The 19,278-nt window shown below is 43.6% G+C and carries 19 protein-coding genes; 3 read left to right on the forward strand and 16 right to left on the reverse strand.

The features are described 5' to 3' along the window. Positions 1 to 109 precede the first annotated feature (109 nt). The 11 genes from KFK88_RS06105 to ribF all read right to left on the reverse strand — a co-directional run bounded on the left by KFK88_RS06105 (position 110) and on the right by ribF (position 12,067). Positions 110 to 529, reverse strand: coding sequence for a type IV pilin protein (locus KFK88_RS06105; protein WP_317851546.1), 420 nt, complete (start codon positions 527 to 529; stop codon positions 110 to 112). 3 nt (positions 530 to 532) lie between these two features. Further along, on the reverse strand, positions 533 to 3,664 hold the full coding sequence (locus tag KFK88_RS12010) for a PilC/PilY family type IV pilus protein (RefSeq protein WP_223577821.1): 3,132 nt from the start codon (positions 3,662 to 3,664) through the stop codon (positions 533 to 535). Positions 3,665 to 3,679: 15 nt separating this feature from the next. Further along, entirely contained in the window at positions 3,680 to 4,225 is a 546-nt protein-coding gene (locus KFK88_RS06120; RefSeq protein ID WP_223577823.1) for a pilus assembly PilX family protein, read from the reverse strand. A 1-nt stretch (position 4,226) separates the two neighbouring features. Further along, a complete protein-coding gene (locus tag KFK88_RS06125) occupies positions 4,227 to 4,961 on the reverse strand; it encodes a PilW family protein (protein WP_223577825.1) in 735 nt (244 codons plus the stop codon). Positions 4,962 to 4,974: 13 nt separating this feature from the next. Beyond that, on the reverse strand, positions 4,975 to 5,577 hold the full coding sequence (pilV, locus tag KFK88_RS06130; RefSeq protein ID WP_223577827.1) for a type IV pilus modification protein PilV: 603 nt from the start codon (positions 5,575 to 5,577) through the stop codon (positions 4,975 to 4,977). A gap of 2 nt (positions 5,578 to 5,579) precedes the next feature. Beyond that, positions 5,580 to 6,059, reverse strand: coding sequence for a GspH/FimT family pseudopilin (locus tag KFK88_RS06135; RefSeq protein WP_223577829.1), 480 nt, complete (start codon positions 6,057 to 6,059; stop codon positions 5,580 to 5,582). Between the two features lie 154 nt (positions 6,060 to 6,213). Continuing rightward, on the reverse strand, positions 6,214 to 7,149 hold the full coding sequence (gene ispH / locus KFK88_RS06140) for a 4-hydroxy-3-methylbut-2-enyl diphosphate reductase (protein ID WP_223577831.1): 936 nt from the start codon (positions 7,147 to 7,149) through the stop codon (positions 6,214 to 6,216). A gap of 61 nt (positions 7,150 to 7,210) precedes the next feature. Continuing rightward, positions 7,211 to 7,654 carry an FKBP-type peptidyl-prolyl cis-trans isomerase gene (gene fkpB, locus KFK88_RS06145; protein ID WP_223577833.1) on the reverse strand — a complete coding sequence of 148 codons (444 nt, stop codon included), beginning with the start codon at positions 7,652 to 7,654 and terminating at the stop codon, positions 7,211 to 7,213. 25 nt (positions 7,655 to 7,679) lie between these two features. Beyond that, positions 7,680 to 8,204, reverse strand: a complete 525-nt coding sequence (lspA, locus tag KFK88_RS06150) for a signal peptidase II (RefSeq protein ID WP_223577835.1) — start codon at positions 8,202 to 8,204, stop codon at positions 7,680 to 7,682. A gap of 53 nt (positions 8,205 to 8,257) precedes the next feature. Then, entirely contained in the window at positions 8,258 to 11,065 is a 2,808-nt protein-coding gene (gene ileS / locus KFK88_RS06155) for an isoleucine--tRNA ligase (RefSeq protein ID WP_223577837.1), read from the reverse strand. Between the two features lie 27 nt (positions 11,066 to 11,092). Further along, the gene (gene ribF, locus KFK88_RS06160; RefSeq protein ID WP_223577839.1) at positions 11,093 to 12,067 is read right to left on the reverse strand and encodes a bifunctional riboflavin kinase/FAD synthetase; all 975 of its coding nucleotides are present in this window, start codon (positions 12,065 to 12,067) and stop codon (positions 11,093 to 11,095) included. Positions 12,068 to 12,277: 210 nt separating this feature from the next. On the opposite strand from ribF, the gene KFK88_RS06165 reads away from it, so the two are divergent. Further along, on the forward strand, positions 12,278 to 12,865 hold the full coding sequence (locus KFK88_RS06165) for a hypothetical protein (RefSeq protein WP_223577841.1): 588 nt from the start codon (positions 12,278 to 12,280) through the stop codon (positions 12,863 to 12,865). 8 nt (positions 12,866 to 12,873) lie between these two features. On the opposite strand, the gene murJ is transcribed toward KFK88_RS06165, so the two are convergent. Beyond that, a complete protein-coding gene (murJ, locus tag KFK88_RS06170) occupies positions 12,874 to 14,409 on the reverse strand; it encodes a murein biosynthesis integral membrane protein MurJ (protein WP_223577843.1) in 1,536 nt (511 codons plus the stop codon). 223 nt (positions 14,410 to 14,632) lie between these two features. Here murJ and rpsT point away from each other — a divergent pair, with 223 nt between their 5' ends. Continuing rightward, complete coding sequence (gene rpsT, locus KFK88_RS06175; protein ID WP_223577845.1) at positions 14,633 to 14,893, forward strand: 30S ribosomal protein S20; 261 nt, start codon at positions 14,633 to 14,635, stop codon at positions 14,891 to 14,893. Positions 14,894 to 15,007: 114 nt separating this feature from the next. Here the strand turns inward: rpsT and KFK88_RS06180 are convergent, their stop codons facing one another. Further along, a complete protein-coding gene (locus KFK88_RS06180) occupies positions 15,008 to 15,415 on the reverse strand; it encodes a MarR family winged helix-turn-helix transcriptional regulator (RefSeq protein ID WP_223577847.1) in 408 nt (135 codons plus the stop codon). A 203-nt stretch (positions 15,416 to 15,618) separates the two neighbouring features. Here KFK88_RS06180 and KFK88_RS06185 point away from each other — a divergent pair, with 203 nt between their 5' ends. Next, on the forward strand, positions 15,619 to 16,965 hold the full coding sequence (locus tag KFK88_RS06185; protein WP_345252437.1) for a DUF1329 domain-containing protein: 1,347 nt from the start codon (positions 15,619 to 15,621) through the stop codon (positions 16,963 to 16,965). Between the two features lie 72 nt (positions 16,966 to 17,037). Here KFK88_RS06185 and cgtA read toward each other — a convergent pair whose 3' ends face one another. From cgtA to rplU, 3 genes are all read right to left on the reverse strand, one after another. Then, a complete protein-coding gene (gene cgtA / locus KFK88_RS06190; protein ID WP_223577849.1) occupies positions 17,038 to 18,243 on the reverse strand; it encodes an Obg family GTPase CgtA in 1,206 nt (401 codons plus the stop codon). Positions 18,244 to 18,349: 106 nt separating this feature from the next. Further along, on the reverse strand, positions 18,350 to 18,604 hold the full coding sequence (gene rpmA, locus KFK88_RS06195) for a 50S ribosomal protein L27 (protein WP_223577851.1): 255 nt from the start codon (positions 18,602 to 18,604) through the stop codon (positions 18,350 to 18,352). Between the two features lie 3 nt (positions 18,605 to 18,607). After that, positions 18,608 to 19,192, reverse strand: coding sequence for a 50S ribosomal protein L21 (gene rplU, locus KFK88_RS12060; RefSeq protein WP_046561389.1), 585 nt, complete (start codon positions 19,190 to 19,192; stop codon positions 18,608 to 18,610). Positions 19,193 to 19,278: the final 86 nt, after the last annotated feature.

Here is a 19,278-nt window from a genome sequence, read left to right on the forward strand (position 1 = left end):
ATTCCGTTATTTTGATTTATGCATTCTACATGACCTAACAGATCGTTTCTAGTGACTTGATTTTCAAGACTATATCAGTAAAAAAGCCGCTTAAAGCGACTTTTTTATATCAGCAACTGCTTCCTGACTCCGGCCAACATGAATTACCATTCCACGTTTTCTCACCTTTCTCGTTGATGGTTAATGTTCCATCTGAGGCGGGTTGTGAGCCTGTTGGAGTTGCAACTAAAGTATAGGTAGTAACCGTCGGTGCTGCCTGAAACGCTATTGTGTAATAAGCATCCCCCCCATCAGAAGGGACCTGAGTCGGGATCACGTTCGCAGTATCTGCCCCTGCATAACTAAAGTTATTATTAGACTTATATCGCTCAACGGCTTGAGTCGCTGACATTAAAGTTCCCATCGCATCAGCACGTTTAGAACGTACCACATACTGATTATAAGATGGTATAGCTATAGCAGCGATAATCGCCACTATAGCCACCACAATCATTACTTCTATAAGTGTAAAACCTTGATTTTTTTTCATAAACTACTCTTTTTGTTTCCATTTGATAGTTCTAGCATTTTTTCGGAAGAAATCACAGTCATCACCGCTACAAACCGTTTGGGTACCTACCAATAATGCTGCATCTGTATCTTCAGGGAATAATACAGTAGCCCCTGGTGCAATACCAACATACTTCACATTCGTATAACGGTCTTGGATATTAGCAATATCACCCACAGCGAAGTTGTCTACATCAGGTTTACCGTCTAGTAAGTTAACACCATATAACCTGTTCACACCCGAAGTAACACCACAGCCTGGAGGTCCAGGAATATAAGTAGTAAACAGCGTTGTAAAGTCTAACGTTGTTGAGCTAGATAAGACTTTTTCAGCAGGTTGAAGATTAAAATACCAACCTTTTTTCTGATTGCCTTCCTCAAAGATATCAGACACTGAAGCAAAGCTTACTTCCCCTGTATCTGGGTCTGTGGTTGTATTGGTAACATCTAGAAGTGATGATGCTTTGAGTGGATCAAAATCATCATCTTTTTCATGCTCTGAAATCTCAAAATCATAAAAAGCATAATATCTATCGCTTGTAGCAGTCGCTTTTGGATTTGAGCGATGACCAGAGCCTAAATTAACTACTGCAAAAGGAATGCCATTATAGATAGCAAAGGCAACGTCTGGTTTACTGTAGAAACGGTACGGACCGTCTACTGTGCCATCATACACATCAGCAAACAGCTCAACTTTACTAGCGCTTGAGTTTTTCTTGAAATCGATACGGTATATTTTGCCACCAACATCAGCCGCGTATATGTGATCGACAACAGCGTCGTTATCAAGATCAATAAACGTTAGATCTCCAGCAAAACTGTTATAAATGTCACTTTCACTCGCAATTGTACTGTAGCTTGCTGAACCTTTATAAGGAACTGAATAAATACCATCTCCCTTGATAGCATTATCTGCCGGGTTTATTGCGTTCGCACGGTCATCATAATAAGTATCATAACCACCCGCCAAAACGAGCCTTTTTTCAGAACCATTAATGGTGTGCATTTTCACAACAAATGGCTTACTCCAACTTTGACCCAAATTCGGGATTTCAGTTCTTACCTCGTCACTATAACCCAGTTCAGCTTTGGTAAACTCAAAGTCATCAGCAACAGTAAACATCATTTTCGGTGAGTTGACATTCGAAACATCTAAAGCGAAGACTTCACTTCCCCCTCGACGAGAGCCTACGTATAAGTAGTGCTTTTTAACACCATTTTCGACTTCCGTATGAATTGTAATGGTGCCATCAATACCGTACTCACGGAAGTCCGTTTCATGATCAACAGCTGCGTTTGCATACCACTCAGGTACATTTTTCATCATTTGACGTGGGAAAAATGCCCAACGCTCTTTACCTGTTGCGATATCAATCGCATGAATATAACCCTGGTTCGTCGCAACGAACGCTGTCGAAGAGCCGTCATCATATTCTAAAATTTCAGGTTTTGAGTGTAAAACATCACCGAAGCGATTGATGTCTTGCCCATCAAGTTGAGTAACACGATGTTTGATCCATTGATAATAATTTTTCAACTGATCGCTCAATATATCCGGTACTGCTGTAGTTCTATTCTCGCCAAATAAGCGATCTTGGAAGTCTATTTTTAAAGCGTGTTTAGCAATATAGTCATTAATAAAATCATCTGTCAGTTGATCTAAATTGTTAGATGTAAGGTTAGTATATACAACAGGCTCAGCACTGACAGAGATATAAGGCAAGGCTCCACCCGCTTCTACTTTATTACCATCTTCAACATCACCCCAGAAACTTTTCGACTCTTCAATGAAAGTACCTGTTTCAGTATTTACAGCTAGGTTTCCGTCTTTATCGATAATACGACCATCTGAAAGCTGGTATTTTTTTAAATTACCAAACCAAGATTCACGCGCAGCAGGTTTAAACATACCCATGTACAGATTATTACTATGACGCAATCGGTTAGACTGACTTAATGGAATACTTGGAGCCACGAAAGATGTTGTATCTTGAATTGCATTTAGGGACTCATCGAAAGAACGCACTAATGACTCTACGTTGGTTGGCTCAAAGAATAACTTCTTGCCATTCACTGTTGAAGCTGTGTTTTTCAAAAAGTCAGTGGCAACCTTGTCGTTTAAAGCAAAAGCTACTGTCGATGTTTGTACTGTTGAACCTGGGAAATTACTTTTAACGTCGTTAATAAAGTAATAGGCCGACAATTTTTCTGTACACTGTTTACCGTTATTCGTGCCATTTTGCGTGCCTGATTCAGAAGCATCGCAAGTATCTACAACTTTATCAATGTCATCATAAGTCCCTTCATCAAACACCGTAGGTAAGCCGTCGGTGAGAAGAACAATCGAACTGTTATAACCACATGCGCCATCTAGAATCGGCGATGGAAGTGCCGGACCATTTTGAGTATAAGCACCACCTAGGTATTGAGTTGCTTGATAATAGCCCTCTGCTGTTGGAGTACCAAAGTGTGGCTGAATTTGATCAAGCGAGTCAATCAAGTGCTGACGGTGCGTTTTACCAGCCGTGGTTTTATCAAGTCGTCTAATTTCTTGAATAACTTTGGTCTGAGGGGTACGACCACCAGAATAGGTTAAGATACCAATCTGATTATTGTCCTTTGTTTTCTCTGACGTTAAGAATTGATAAAGCGCTTCCTTAAGTCGAGTAATCCGATTGTCTTTATAGATCCAGCGATAATACACATCTCTATAAGCACGAGTTAAATCCCATCCTGACAGCCTATCTCTAAATTGAGTATTGTATGGAACATAATCTGTCCATCCATCATTTGTATAGGCTTGGAGCGTCGCAAACCGTGCTTTATCTTCTGGCACACCGACTAAGCGAGCGCGCACATTTTCAACTTTCTCTGTTTTATTCTGCTGCCAATAATTAACAAGAACCTCGTCGGCTGCTGAATCACTATCTTTAAAACTCATGGAGCCAGATTCATCTAACACCAACATTAAGTTAGCGGTTTTGGCTTCACCAAAGAAAATTTCGGTATCATCTGCGTATGAGATATTCGGAGCAGATGACAACCCAAGACCAAGCGCTAATGAAATTGCTATAGAACCACCAGCAACTTTTAGCTTTTTCATAAAAATATTCACATCAATCTCCTCGAATTAACTGTTGCCGCACGCAGAAACCAACAAAGACCACTGCTCAATTTGAGTTTTGGCTTCATTCGCATCTTCAATACCATCTCGATTAGCATCAACCCATGCTTCACCTTGATGCTGAAATACATTACAACCCACGCTATTGGCATTATTCATGCCAGCAGAGTTGCCAACGCATTTAAATGCTTTGGGGCAGCCTCTGTAAGTAGTATCAGTGCCACCTTTGAGCACACCTCCAGCGTTATCAATTGTCGGAGTTGTAGCACAATCGGTGGTTACCTTACCTGTATAATCAACGCAGGTCTTAATTTTTAAATCTTTTGCATTAAGTGTTTGCGCCAAGATGGTTTGATCATACCTATACGTTTCTATAACACTGTTGTTGGAGCTCTGAGCACCGTGGAAAGAAACACTTTTCTCTTGAATATTGGAAGCCTGCTTTTCAGATAAAACACCTGAGCGCATAATTGATAGCCCAATCACTGTTAGAACCAATAATAGGAGCATCGCTATGACTAACGAGAATCCTGATTGCTTATTCATTTTCATATTAAATCCCACTCGGTCTATTGTGGATAACAACCGTTGTTTCATACTTTAGATGAAGCTTTTTATCGTTCACACTAATATCCTTCCCTAACAAATTAATGTTTCGGGAAATGTTTGAATCAGATGTATTTTTGTCTGATGTCAGTAGTAAACCGAATCGAATGCTTCTGATATTTGAAACGTTAGTGATATTATCTGCGGTAACATAATTTAAACTAGAGCCATTAAGCTCTCCGTATAGAACCTGGAAGTCTTCCACATTACTGATCAATGGCTGGCCATTACAGGTTAATACACCACCATTGACTTCATAAGTATTCGTAATAACATCACCAGGAGTCACTGCTGTACCGTTACAGTCAGCACTGTCAATCGCAGCTCCAATACAGTCATTTATCGGCTGACTACTATCGCATGACTCGTAATGAATTTTTAAAGAGTCAATACCTGTACCACCCTCATACGTCTTATAGTCTGTAGGAACCGGACTATTCATAGTGTAAGTAATCGACGAATTATTGACCCAGCCTGCTCTGGCAATATCTTCTTTCATAAAGCTTAATGCTAGCTGCGCATCACTTTGGGCACCAATAACACCTTCAGCAGTATTATTAGTTTTTTTTGTCGATAAATAGATTGTGAAGACGCCGGCTATTAGGATCAGTCCCAATAGCATTCCGACCATCAGTTCAACTAATGTAAAGCCGCGTTCTCGCTTTGTGTATTTGATAATCATAATAAAAACAGCCCTATGGGATAATTTCTACAACTGCGCATGAATAGCCTAAAGTTAGGTCCGTTCCATCAGGCAAAACCCCTTCACATCGAGAAGTTGTTACCTGTTTATCGCCAAAATCGGAACGCTCAACCTGAGGCCAAGCAGCATAAAGAGTCAGCTTGGAGCCTGTGCTACAAGCATCGGCATCTGCAACTCTATCATTACAAGCGACACCAACTTGCGCTCCTTGAATTCCAGAGCTATCAAGGCTCATGCAAATAGAATCAATATCTGCTTGAGCTAAACTTTCCCCTGAGCACGAATCGCCACAATTACTTTTTGCTTCATAAGGGACACCCGTTACTTCACACCACTGCACAAAGGTCCCAGATGCTGCCCCACCGGTATAAAACGAACCAGGATCATCCGCAAAGAACTCTCTGTTGGCCATAATTCGTGAACTAGCATCACTCAGCCAAGCAACAGCTTGTGAGCGAGCATAACTCTCTTGAGTTGATGTAAGCGTTTTGACTTGCAGCGCAGCAATTCCCAACATGCCAATAGCGACGACAAGAACGGTTATTAATACCTCAATTAAAGTTAAACCCTGAATTTGCTTTTTAGATACCAACATAATTAACAATCCACCTTTTCAACTTTAGATGAACCCGACGGCGAGACATCGATTTTTCTACCCTGACCGTTTTTGCCACAAAAGACCACACCATTCGCGCCTAAATGCTTGTTTTTGCTATAGCCTGTAGCATCAAAAACTACTGAGTCTTTTGAAGAGCTAGCCCCCAAAGATAATGCACTCGAAATTTTTCCTTGATTGAGCAACTCGACCGTGGCTCCACCATCGATATAAGAAACTACCCAGCCGTTAGCCCAAGAGCCACTGACAGGAGCAACCGTGACATCAGTTTTTAGCTTCACAGCTTCACTTCTCGCTGAAACCAAGCTGGCATTTAGGTTATTTGCCTCTCCGGTTAAGCGATTGCTATCAATGAAATTACTGAGTGAAGGTATAGCAATAGCGGTTGCGATACCAAGAACAGCGATTGCTGTCATTAGTTCGACGAGCGTGAACCCTTTCATGCTTTTTATTTTTGACATTTACTTACATACCTATTATTTGTCGACTTTTACTTTATACGACATTTAACTGTCAAAAGCATATTATCTTAGACAAGCGGTACAAAAAAGCCGATAAGCGGTAACTTATCGGCTTTAAGTGGTTAATTTTGAAGAAGTTTGATGCAGTTCTGACTTAATTTGGACGTAATTCGCTGGGTAAGACAAAAACGATACTTTCTTCGACCCCTTCTGACTCTTTAGGATTTACGCCACCTTGCGACTCAAGGTAAGTAATCACGTCTTTGACGAGGACTTCAGGCGCTGATGCACCTGCAGTAACACCCACTTTCTCAACGCCTTCTAGCCAATCAGGGTTTATTTCGCCAGCATTATTAATGAGGAATGAGCGCGTGCCTTTATTCTCTGCCAGCTCTTGCAAACGGCTAGAGTTAGAGCTGTTTTGAGCTCCGACAACAAGAATTAAGTCGCACTCAGCGGCTAACTGCTTGACCGCATCTTGACGATTCTGCGTTGCGTAGCAGATATCATCTTTCTTAGGCCCTTGAATTTTAGGGAATTTCTTCTGTAGAGCTTTAACCAATCGTTGAGTATCATCGACCGACAGTGTTGTTTGGGTAACATAAAACAACTGCTCAGGATTTTTGACTTCTAGCTGAGCAACATCTTGTTCATCTTCTACGAGGTAAATACCAGAGTCAGCATTATCATACTGCCCCATTGTACCCTCAACTTCAGGATGCCCTTTATGGCCAATTAGAATACATTCTTCGTTACGACGGCTGTGGCGCGCTACCTCCATGTGAACTTTCGTCACCAGCGGACAAGTAGCATCGAAAACCTTTAGATTACGCTCTTCAGCGTCACGTCGAACCTGCTGCGAGACACCATGAGCACTGAAAATCAGCGTTGAATCTCTTGGTACATCGTTTAAATCTTCAATGAAAACAGCACCTTTTTCACGAAGGCCGTCGACCACAAATTTGTTGTGCACGACTTCATGCTTAACATAAATAGGCGCACCAAACATCTCAATCGCACGATTCACAATCTCAATTGCTCGATCAACGCCAGCGCAGAAGCCACGGGGATTTGCTAATACTATTTCCAAAAGATTACCTACTAGATTCGTCGTTCCCGCCAAGGCGGAAATGACACCTTAAATACTTACCCTATTGTCTCACTTCGACAATTTCAATTTCAAGAATTATATCTTGATCGGCTAAGGGGTGATTAAAATCAACTTTTACGGAATGCCCCTGAATCTCACGGATCATTCCTGGTACAGTGCCACCCATCATGTCCTCAAAAGCAATGATAGAGCCTTCTTCAAGCTTCACGTCAGCAGAAAACTGGTTAATATCCATAAAGTGGATATCATCAGGATTTGCTGGGCCAAAAAAGTCAGAGCCATGAATCTCTAACTTTTTCTCTTCACCGGCTTTTAGCCCCAGCAATGACTTTTCGATCACCTCAGTCAGGCTACCATCACCAAAGACAAACCATACAGGCTTACCATTAACGCGAGTGCTATCGGCGGCCGAACCATCTTTGAGTAGGACGTTAAAGTGTACTAATGCTTTCGAATCAGCAGTAATGATTTGTTCTGTCGTCATAAATACCTAGGAGTGTTGAAGACTATTATTTAGAAGGTTGCTTATCCGAGGGTTTCTTTTCCGGATTCTTAAAACTATCAATAATTAACAGCCCAACGCCCGCTAAAATAACGCTGTCAGCAATATTAAACGTTGGCCAATGATAGCCATCTTTCGAGACGTACCAATCAATAAAATCAATCACATAGCCATAAGCTAGACGGTCATACAAGTTACCAATAGCACCGCTGAGAATTAACGCCATGCCAATATTTGATAGCTTGTAGTGCTTCGGTGTTTTGTACATCCATACTAACAGCGCGATACTAATGGCGAAAGCAATCGCCGTGAACAGCCAGCGTTGCCAGCCCCCAGCATCACCTAGAAAGCTAAAGGCAGCGCCGTAGTTATAAGCCAAGTTCAAATCAAAGTGAGGCATCACCTCAACAATGGGGCCACCATAAACCGGCGCTAAATTATTATCAGCCCAAATTTTAGTGGCCTGATCGATGATTAATAGAATCGCTGTGATCCAAAGCCAAACTAAGCCAGATTCTCTTATTTTGTTCAAAATATTTTCTCTATGTTATCGCAGTCATGCCACTCTAAAACTTGAAGAAGAGTCTATGCGTAATGACGCACTTCGCCATCACCAACCACATTGTCGACACAACGATTACAAATCGTTGGGTGTTCACTATTGGAACCGACATCTTCACGATAGTGCCAGCAACGCTCACATTTCTCAGCTTCCGAAGCTTCGATGGTCAGCTTTAACCCTTCGATGTCAGTTTCTTCACCAGCATCATCTTTAATCAACTTTGCTTGCGACGTAATGAAAACAAAACGCAACTCATCTTCCAGCTTGCTCAGTACAGCGTAAAGCTGCTCATCAGCATGAATCGTTACTTCAGCTTGTAACGAACCGCCAATAGCACCGTCTTTACGCTTCACTTCGATGGCTTTATTGATTGCATCTTTAACGTTAGAGATACGATCCCAGTCTTCTGCTGTAATGTCTGCATTTTCCATCGCAAATAAACCGTCATACCACTCTGAAATGAAGACACTCTTCTCACGTTCGCCACTCGCTGGCTTTGGTAGTAGCGGCCAAATTTCATTCGCGGTGAAGCTCAAGATAGGCGCCATCCAGCGAACCAGTGCTTCAACGATATGGTACAAAGCTGTTTGGCAAGAGCGTTGAGCCTTTGAGCCACGCTTCGCTGTGTACTGACGATCTTTAATAATGTCTAAGTAGAAACTGCCCATATCAATCGAGCAGAAATGGTGGATCTTCTGCGCCACGACCCAGAAGTTGTAATTATCGTATGCATCAATAATGGCCGCCTGAGCCTGATACGCTGCATCAACCGCCCAGCGGTCTAATGGCAATAATTCATCTTTGGCTAGTAAATCTGTCGATGGCTCGAAGCCTTCTAGGTTCGCCAAAAGGAAGCGCGACGTATTACGCAAACGACGGTATGTATCGCCTGTACGCTTTAAGATTTCTTCTGAAACCGCCATTTCACCGCGATAATCAGCCGATGAAACCCACAAGCGCAGTACATCAGCACCCAGCTTGTTGATCACATCATTTGGCGCCATGACGTTGCCTTTCGACTTCGACATTTTCTCGCCTTTACCGTCCACTACGAAACCGTGCGTTAAGCAGTGTTTATAAGGTGCATGCCCATGGATGCCCACAGACGTTAGTAATGACGACTGGAACCAGCCACGGTGCTGATCTGAACCTTCTAGGTACAAGTCTGCTGGCTGACGCAAATAATCACGAGCAGACAACACACAGTAATGTGTTACACCTGAGTCAAACCAAACATCAAGCGTATCATCAATTTTTTCGTATTTATCAGCATCAACAAACTCGGCCGCATCTAAGTCGTACCAAGCTTGGATACCCTTTTCTTCGATCAAAACAGCCACTTTCTCCATCAGCTGTGCGGCGTCAGGATGCGGCTGACCATCTTTCTTATCGATGAATAAACATAACGGCACGCCCCAAGTGCGCTGACGTGAAATACACCAGTCTGGACGGTTTTCGACCATCGACTCGATTCGAGCTTGGCCCCAATCAGGGACCCACTTAACCTTTTTAATTTCCTGCATCGCAGTCGATTGCAAACCATTTTGCGACATGGAAATAAACCACTGAGGGGTCGCACGATAAATTAATGGCGTCTTAGTTCTCCAACAATGTGGATAGCTGTGACGAATTTTGTCTTGATGCAATAATTTACCGTTCTCAACCAAGTGCTCAACGATCGGCGGATCAACTTTATAAACGTGCTGGCCGTTAAAAATCGGGGTGTCATCTGAAAAGACACCGTTAGCCATAACGTAATTCAATAAACCAATGCCGTACTTTTTAACCACTTGGAAATCATCAGGGCCGTGATCAGGTGCCGTATGGACTAAGCCAGTACCAGCATCAGTCGTCACGTGGTCACCAACGATCACAGGCAAGGTTTTGTCATAAAACGGATGGTTAATCTGTAAATTCTCTAATTTGTCACCCGTCGTGGTCGCGACAACGTCATAGTCTGTAATTTCAGCCTCTGACATGACTTGCTTATACAAGTCTTCTGCCAGCACAAACTGCTCTTCACCAGAGTCAGTTTTCGCCTTTACCAATACATAACGAAAGTCTGCATGCACTGTCACCGCTTGGCTAGACGGCAATGTCCAAGGCGTTGTTGTCCAGATAACCACTGACGTATTCTGACAAGAAGCGCCATTGAAGGCTTTCTCAAAGCCGTCAATATCCGCTAACGGGTAGCGCACATAAATGGAGTAGGAGGTTTTATCTTGATATTCAACTTCTGCTTCTGCCAACGATGAACCACCCACGACACTCCAATACACAGGCTTCTCGCCTTTGTGCATGTGACCGTTCTTTACCAGCTTCGAAAGTGCACGAACGATATTCGCTTCAAAGCTAAAGTTCATGGTCTTATAAGGATTGTCCCACTCGCCTAAAACGCCCAGACGAACAAAATCCTTCATTTGTCCATCCACTTGCTTCTCGGCATAGTCACGGCACTTTTGACGGAAATCTGCATGAGACACTTTCTGGCCAGCTTTACCGACTTTCTTCTCGACAACATTTTCGATTGGCAAACCATGGCAATCCCATCCAGGCACGTAAGGGCTGTCAAAACCGCTGATGGTTTTACTCTTAACCACGATATCTTTTAAGATTTTATTAACTGAGTGACCAATGTGAATATTACCGTTCGCATACGGAGGGCCATCATGCAAAATGAATTGCTCACGGCCAGCACGTGCTTTACGGATTTCGCCATACAAATCGTTCTTTTCCCATTCAGCCAACATTTTTGGCTCACGATTCGGCAGATTGCCGCGCATCTCAAACTTAGTTTTCGGTAAGTTTAATGTGTCTTTATAGTCACTCATCGAAATGATTACTCTATTTTAGTTAATTCAAACGTTATGTTTTTTAAAAATATCAGTCGCAGTATCTATATCTGCCGCGATCTGAGCCTTTAATTCATCAACCGAGGTGAACTTTTGTTCATCCCGTATTTTAGCGATCGGCTCAATCGCCAGCCGCTTTCCGTATAAATCGCCTTCGAAGTCCAGCAAATGAACTTCTAACCGCTCTGGGCTTTGCTTCAGTGTCGGTTTATTACCCACATTGGCAACGGCAGCCAGGCGCTGAACCTCTGAGCCCTGCGGCAAACTAGCACTTATACCATACACCCAAACCGCATACACCCCTTTTACCGGACTTTTCAAGCGCTTTAGGGGAATGTTGGCTGTCGCAAAGCCAATACCACGTCCCTGCTTATCGCCATGACTGACTTTTCCCTCAATACGGTAAGGTTTGTTCAAGTAGCGCTGAGCCAAGTCGAACTGGCTTTGAGCAATGGCTTCTCGTACCAAGCTGCTGCTGACTCGCTGGTCTTGACCATCAACGTCTAAGGTCACAGACTGATTGGCTTCAACCGTAAAGTAGTCTGCTCCACGCTCTTTTAACATCTCGAAGTCGCCTTGACGCCGATAACCAAATCGAAAGTCATCGCCAATGAACAAGTGCTGTACATTTAGACGGTCAATCAGCACTCGACGAATAAAGTCCTCGGCCTGTAACTCGGCGAACTCTTTATTGAAGCGGAAGCATAAAACGTAATCCACACCCAGCGACTCTAGGGCTTTAACCTTATCGGTAAGTTTGAACAGTCGTGCTGGCGCACTATCGGGACGAAAGTATTCCTGCGGATGAGGCTCAAAAACGATGACCACACTCGGCAGGTCAAAAGCCTTGGCCTTTTGCGTCAGGCGCTCGATTATCGTTTGATGGCCTAGGTGGACGCCGTCAAAATTACCAATAGTCGCCACGCAGCCCTGCTTAAACAGTGCTTGAGGACAGTTGTAAAGGCCACGCAATAACCGCATTTCGTATCAATAATTCCAAAAGGCTTTTGCCAAAGGCGGCAATTATAGCGGACTATGGGCTAAGAATTAACCACAAATACTTGATTAAGCTAATAGAATGACTAAATGTTAACGCCAACTTAGAACCGAAGGCCTCATCGAGCCACCATGACTTGCCAATTTGAATGAAATCAGTGACTATATCAAAAACCATAAGCACAGGAATTATTAATGAAATCAACACTTAAGTTCATCGCAAGCTTCTTTCTAGCCACTTTGATCACTGCCTGTGCTTGCAGCAGTTGCGCCCCGGCTCCAAACCTTGAAGACATGATGTCAAAATCCGAAGCCGACTTTTACAGCTTAATGTCATCCCTTTGTGGCAAGACATTTGTCGGTTCCACGGTTTATCCAGACGACCCCAATCATGACTTTGCAGGCAAAAAGCTTGTCGCCACTGTTAAGCATTGCAACCATCGTGAGATAAGAATACCTTTCAGTGTTGGCGAAGACGCCTCACGCACATGGGTATTGACGCCTACACCTCAAGGCTTACTCTTCAAGCATGATCACCGACACGCCGATGGCACCCCTGACCGAATCACTAATTATGGTGGCTTTTCTGGAAGTTATAAAGGCGAAGCTGTCACTGGAACCAAGCAATTCTTTCACGCTGACGACTTTACCGCCAACCTGATTCCAGAGGCCAAAAGCAACGTCTGGATGATGGAATTTATACCAGAAACTAAAGAGCTGGTGTATTACTTAGAAAGGCACCAAAAGCCACGTTATAAAGCGGTTTTGAAGTTACAGAATTAGACGTTGCTCTAACGCTGAATCTTAAAGTCTCTCGGGCGCAGGCCGAGCATAACTAGCAAAACAGCGTAAACCGCGACAGTGGCAACAATGATGGCGCTTATCATGCCGATAGCTTCGAAGCGCGTCCAGGATTGCCACTGTTCAATACTAAAGTCGGTGTACCAAAGGCCAAGCAATAGTAAGCCGCTGGCGATGATTAGTTTTAATATCCACAACTTGCTCTTGCGCGATAACTGTAAATGCTGCTCTTTGTGTAAATAACGGTATAAAAATATCGCGTTGATGAAAGCTGAAACACTGGTGGCGATCGCAAGACCAACATGCCCGAAAGGTTTAAATAGCGCCAAATTCAAAACGATGTTGCTAACGATAGCGAACAAAGCAATTTTCACGGGCGTTTTCGTGTCTTGGCGCGAGTAAAAGCCAGTCAAAAATACTTTCACCATCATAAAGCCAATTAAGCCGATTGAGTAGGCTTGTAGGCTTTGGCTAGCTTTAAAGGAGTCTTCCGCGGTAAAAGCACCGTGCTGGAACACTGCAATCATAATAGGCTCTGCTAACCAGAAAAGCCCGATAGCCGCAGGAATTCCGATCATTAGTACCATACGCAGCCCCCAATCGAGCGTTCCTGAGAAGTGCTCCATATCTTTTTTCGAGAAGAATTTGGACAGGGTCGGTAACAACACAGTGGCGATGGCGATGCCAAAAATGCCTAAAGGAAACTCCATCATGCGATCCGAGTAATACAACCAAGAAATACTACCCTCTTCGAGAAACGAAGCGATTTGCGTATCTATCAGTAAATTGATTTGACTCGCGGAAGCACCAATGATCACAGGCACCATGAGTTTAATAATGCGTTGTACCGCCGTATCTTTCCAGGCCCATTGTGGTTTTGGTAAATACCCTGCTTTCCATAAAAACGGAAAGTGCAAAAACAGCTGCAAAGCACCCGCAATAAAAATGGCCCAAGCCAAGGCTACCGTAGGCTGCTCCATACTAGGTGCCCAAATAATGGCCGCAGCGATAATCGACAAATTAAGCAATATTGGTGCAAATGCTGGTACGGCAAATTTGTTCAGCGTATTGAGCACCGAACTGTACATAGCAACAAGCGATATAAAGAAAATGTATGGGAAGGTGATTTTTAGCAGATCGCTACCCAGCACGAACTTTTCGGGATCGTCAATAAAGCCTGCACCAAATAACGCAATGACGCCCTGAGAGCCAAGAACACCAATGATGGTAATAATGGCCAAAACACCGCCCAACGTCCCTGAAACCTTACTTAAAAGGGCTACTGTGTCTGCTTTGGTTCGATTCGAGTGGTACTCTGAAAAAACAGGAACAAAAGCTGTGGCAAAAGCGCCTTCACCAAATAAACGTCGCAAAAAGTTAGGGATTTTCTGGGCAACAAGGAAGACATCCGCCTGACCACTGGCACCGAGCAGGTTCGCCAATACAACGTCTCGGGCAAGTCCCATAAAACGCGACATCATGGTCCAAAAGCTGACGATTGTGCTGGATCGTAATAGGCTGCCCATATTGCTAATAATTCTTCTTGGTTAGTGTTAGAATGCGACTCTAATGGAACGCAAGTTTAAGCGATAAATGGCTTTTCGACTATAGCAAGTCCATAAAAGCCCTGAAATTGACAGAATTATGCGGTTTTTCGTCCTTTTCACTTGATACAGGACGCTAAAACAGGTATATTTCGCGACCTTAAATTTGTGATTATTGATTTTAACCAGTTGTTAGGAGTTCACCTTGGCTAACATTAAATCTGCCAAAAAACGTGCTCGTCAAGCTGAAGCTCGTCGCCAGCACAACGCTAGCCGCCGCTCAATGACGCGTAGCTACATTAAAAAAGTTATTTATGCTATTGAAGCAGGCAACAAGAAGGATGCTCAAGCTGCATTCGAACGTGCTGTTTCTGTGATCGATAAAGCTGCAAACAAAGGCCTTATCCACAAGAATAAAGCTGCACGTCATAAGAGCCGTCTTAACGCTCGAATTCAAGCGCTATAATTTAGTCCGCTTGTAACTGCAGAGATTCTTAAAGCCGCTACTGAAAAGTAGCGGCTTTTCTGTGCTTCCCGAAGAAACGTTCAAACACAGTTAAAAAGCCTTTAACGTTTTGTTTTAGATGATTTTTCCAATCTGCTCAGACAAAAGCCCCAAATCGTCCTCTGATACTCCGCGTAACAACTCGTCAATGTATTTTTGTTGCTGCAACCTCAGCGACTCAATGACCTGCTGGCTTTTTCGCGTTGGCGCGACGAACACGACTCGCTGATCGGTTTTAGAGCGTGACTTAATGACATAACCCAACTTTTCTAAACCCTTGATGGTGCGGGTGATTGCGGGGGCACTAACGCCCTCTTCTTCTGCTAGTTGATTGATGGTCTTTGGACCAATAGTGACCAGCAAATTTAATATATCAAGCCTCTCTTGTGTCAAACCGGAGGCCTTCTCAAGCGACTTGGACTTCTGATGAAAGCTATTCAAGAGATGGAACAGTTTTTGGGAGCTATCTTGTTGAAAATTCATGGTTATTTGCCCGACATTTAACTGGAATTAAAACTCGAATCATCAGTTAACACCACTTAATGATTAACTAAGCTAAAGTATCATATTTAGACCAATAAGTTCTATTATTGATTAAATTGTAAACTCTGGTTGTACCAGTTGACAGTGATGGTCGGATGTGTAAAATGCGCTCAATCTTAATTCTTGAGTATGTATTTGGAACCATGATTATGAAAAAGCGTATCATCATCCCAATCATTCTTGCCGGTGTATTGAGTGCGCCATCACAAGCAAAAGTAAGTCCCGAAGAAGCCGCAAAACTGCATGTCGAACTAACCCCGATGGGCGCTGAACGTGCAGGAAATAAAGAAGGCACAATTCCTGCATGGAGCGGTGGCATTCAACAAATCCCGCAAGACTACACGCCAGGCGAACATCACATCGACCCTTACGCGGACGAGGCGCCGATGCTCACCATTACGGCAAAAAATTACACACAATACGCTGATAAGCTTACTGAAGGGCAGATCGCTCTTCTGAAGCAATACCCTAGCTATAAACTCGACGTTTACCCAACTCATCGCAGTGCATCATTCCCGCAGAAGATCTACGACTTTAGTGTTAAAAATGCTACCCGTGCAGAATTAACGCAAGATGGAGCAGGTTTACGCAATGCGGGCGTAGGCGTCCCTTTTCCAATCCCACAAAATGGTTTGGAAGCGATTTGGAACCACTTAACCCGTTTCCGCGGCGAGGCTATCAAACGTGAGTATATACAGGTAACCCCACAGGTAGATGGCAGCTTCAACCCTGTTAAGTTTGAGCAAGAATCACTGCAGTATTATGCACAAGAGCATCCTGAGAAAGAAAACTTCTTGTTCTTATACAAGCAGCGTATTACATCACCATCAAGCATGGCTGGTGAAGTGTTACTGGTTCATGAGACGTCAAACCAAGTGATTGACCCTCGTCGTGCATGGCGTTATGACCCAGGCCGTCGCCGTGCGATTCGTACCCCGACGGTTGCTTATGATGCACCAGCCTTAGCCTCAGACGGTTTATCAACGATCGATAACTTCGATATGTTCAGTGGCTCGCCTGACCGCTATAACTGGGAACTGAAAGGTAAGAAAGAACTCTTCGTACCTTACAATGCCTATCGCCTGCACAGTGATCAGTTAAGTTACGATGATATTGTACGCCCGGGTCATATTAATCAAGATCACGCTCGCTACGAACTGCATCGTGTTTGGGTTGTTGAAGCAACATTGAAGGAAAACAAGGAAAACGTGTACAGCCGTCGTACCTTCTACTTGGATGAAGACAGCTGGCAAGCATTACTGGTCGATCATTATGATGAAAATGGTGAGCTATGGCGTGTTGCTGAAGCTCATGCTCTAAACTACTATGAAGTGCCAGTACTGTGGTCAACCCTTGATGTGATTCATGACCTTAGAGCAAAGCGCTACATCGCTTTCGGTTTAGATAACCAAGAAGACATGTACGACTTCTCTGAAAAGATGAATTACCGTCAGTTCACAGCGTCAGCGTTACGTCGCGAAGGCCGTTAATTACGTCGTTTAATTACCAACGAGTACAAAAAAGCCGCTGAGAAGCGGCTTTTTTATTAAATAGACATAAGGCTATTTTTTATTATCGGATTCCTGACTAGGATCGACGTACACAACTTCGACACCGTCGTCTTCGAAGTCCTCAACCCACTCAGGTTCAAGACCATCAAAAGAATCCTGCTCCTCTTCGTCCATAGCCCCGGGCTGCGGCCAATTGAACTCTTCTTGAGTTTTCTCTGCTTCAAACTTACGAATTTGAGGATGCTCAATTAAGTAATCCATAATGGCATTACTAATTTCTCGTGTGCCCTCTTTCTTAATGGCTGACATTTTAAATACCGGACCATCCCACTCTAAGCGCTCCAATACGTCATGCATCTTGGCCTGTGTTTCTTCTTCAGTCATCAAGTCAGTTTTATTGAATACTAACCACACAGGTTTATCTTTAAGTGAAATGTCTTTGCTTTCACTGTACTTATACAGCTCGTTCATAATGCCATTGAAATTTTCGACGGGATCCGACTCATCAAAAGGCATGAGGTCAACAATGTGCAGCAGAATTCGTGTACGAGCTAAGTGACGCAAAAAACGAATCCCCAAGCCAGCACCTTCCGCCGCGCCTTCAATCACACCAGGAATATCAGCAACAACAAAGCTCGATTCAGCATCAATACGCACCACACCAAGGTTCGGTATGAGGGTTGTAAAAGGATAACCAGCAACTTTAGGCTTAGCTGATGACACCGCACGAATAAAAGTCGACTTACCGGCGTTAGGCAGACCCAATAGGCCCACATCTGCCAATACTTTCAATTCCATGGTCAGTTCACGCACTTCACCGGGCGTGCCGTGAGTAGCCTTACGTGGCGCACGATTGATCGAGCTTTTAAAGCGGGTATTGCCTAAGCCATGAAAACCGCCTTTTGCAACTAATAACTGCTCGCCAGGCTTGGTCAAATCACCAACGATTTCACCCGTCTCTTTATCCGTAATTTGGGTCCCTATAGGAGCCTTTAATACTAAGTCTTCACCTTTAGAGCCAGTCATATTGCGCCCCTGACCATTCTCGCCACGCGTTGCTTGGTAAAAGCGGACATAACGATAGTCAACGAGGGTGTTCATCTCTTCATCTGCAACAATGTAGACGTTTCCGCCGTCACCGCCATCGCCACCGTCCGGGCCACCTCGAGCAACGTATTTTTCACGACGGAAGCTGACGATGCCGTTACCGCCATCACCTGCTTTAACTTTAATTGTTACTTCATCTACAAATTTCATAGGTCTATTGTGCCATATATTCCAAGCAGTTGTTCAAAACTTACTCAGATTAGAATACAAAAAAGCCCCAGCAAAGGCTGAGGCTTTTTCTAAAACTCAAGCTTGATTAGGCTTCGATTGAAACGAATTTACGCTTCTCTTTACCTTTAGTTTCAAACTTAACTTTACCGTCAACTTTTGCAAAAATTGTGTGGTCGCGACCAATACCAACACCGTTACCAGCGTGGAAACGAGTACCACGTTGACGAACAATGATGCTACCCGCGCTTACTTCTTCACCACCAAAGCGCTTAACACCAAGGCGTTTACTTTCGGAATCGCGGCCGTTACGAGTACTACCACCAGCTTTCTTATGAGCCATCGTTTACTCTCCTTTCATCAATTCTTTAGCTTGGTCAATCCAGTTTTCACGCTCGATACGACCTTTAAAGCTTAATTCTTCGTCAAAGTGTGCTACGTCTTCAGCAGTCCACTCAGCGATTTGTTTAAATGTAGTGATACCAGCTTCGTTTAATTTCTTAACGATTACTGGACCTACGCCTGATAATTGAGTTAAATCATCACCGTCTGTTTTCGCTGCAGCTTTCTTCGCTGGAGCTTTTTTAGCTTCTGCTTTCTTCGCAGGCTTTTTAGCGCCATCAAGAGCAATACCGTTGATTTTCACTTCTGTGAACCATTGACGGTGACCTTGACGTTTCATGTGATGCTTACGACGCTTGAACTTAATGATGTTCACTTTCTTCGCACGACCGTGGTTAACAACTTCACCTGAAACCACAGCACCAGAAACAACTGGCGTGCCTAAAGTTACGTTATCGCCGTCAGCGACCATCAAAACGTCTTCGAAATCGATTGTTGCACCAGTTTCTGCCTCGATCTTCTCAAGACGAACTACCTGGCCTTCTTTTACGCGGTGTTGCTTACCACCACTTTTGATTACTGCGTACATATTGATTCTCCGGTTATAGACCCTCTTATATCTCTCAACAAGAAGGTTAATATGTATTGCTCTAAGGCTTTCTTAATTTGAGGGCG

It is taken from the genome of Kangiella taiwanensis (assembly GCF_020005165.1).
In the GTDB taxonomy this organism is placed as follows: Bacteria; Pseudomonadota; Gammaproteobacteria; order Enterobacterales; family Kangiellaceae; genus Kangiella; species Kangiella taiwanensis.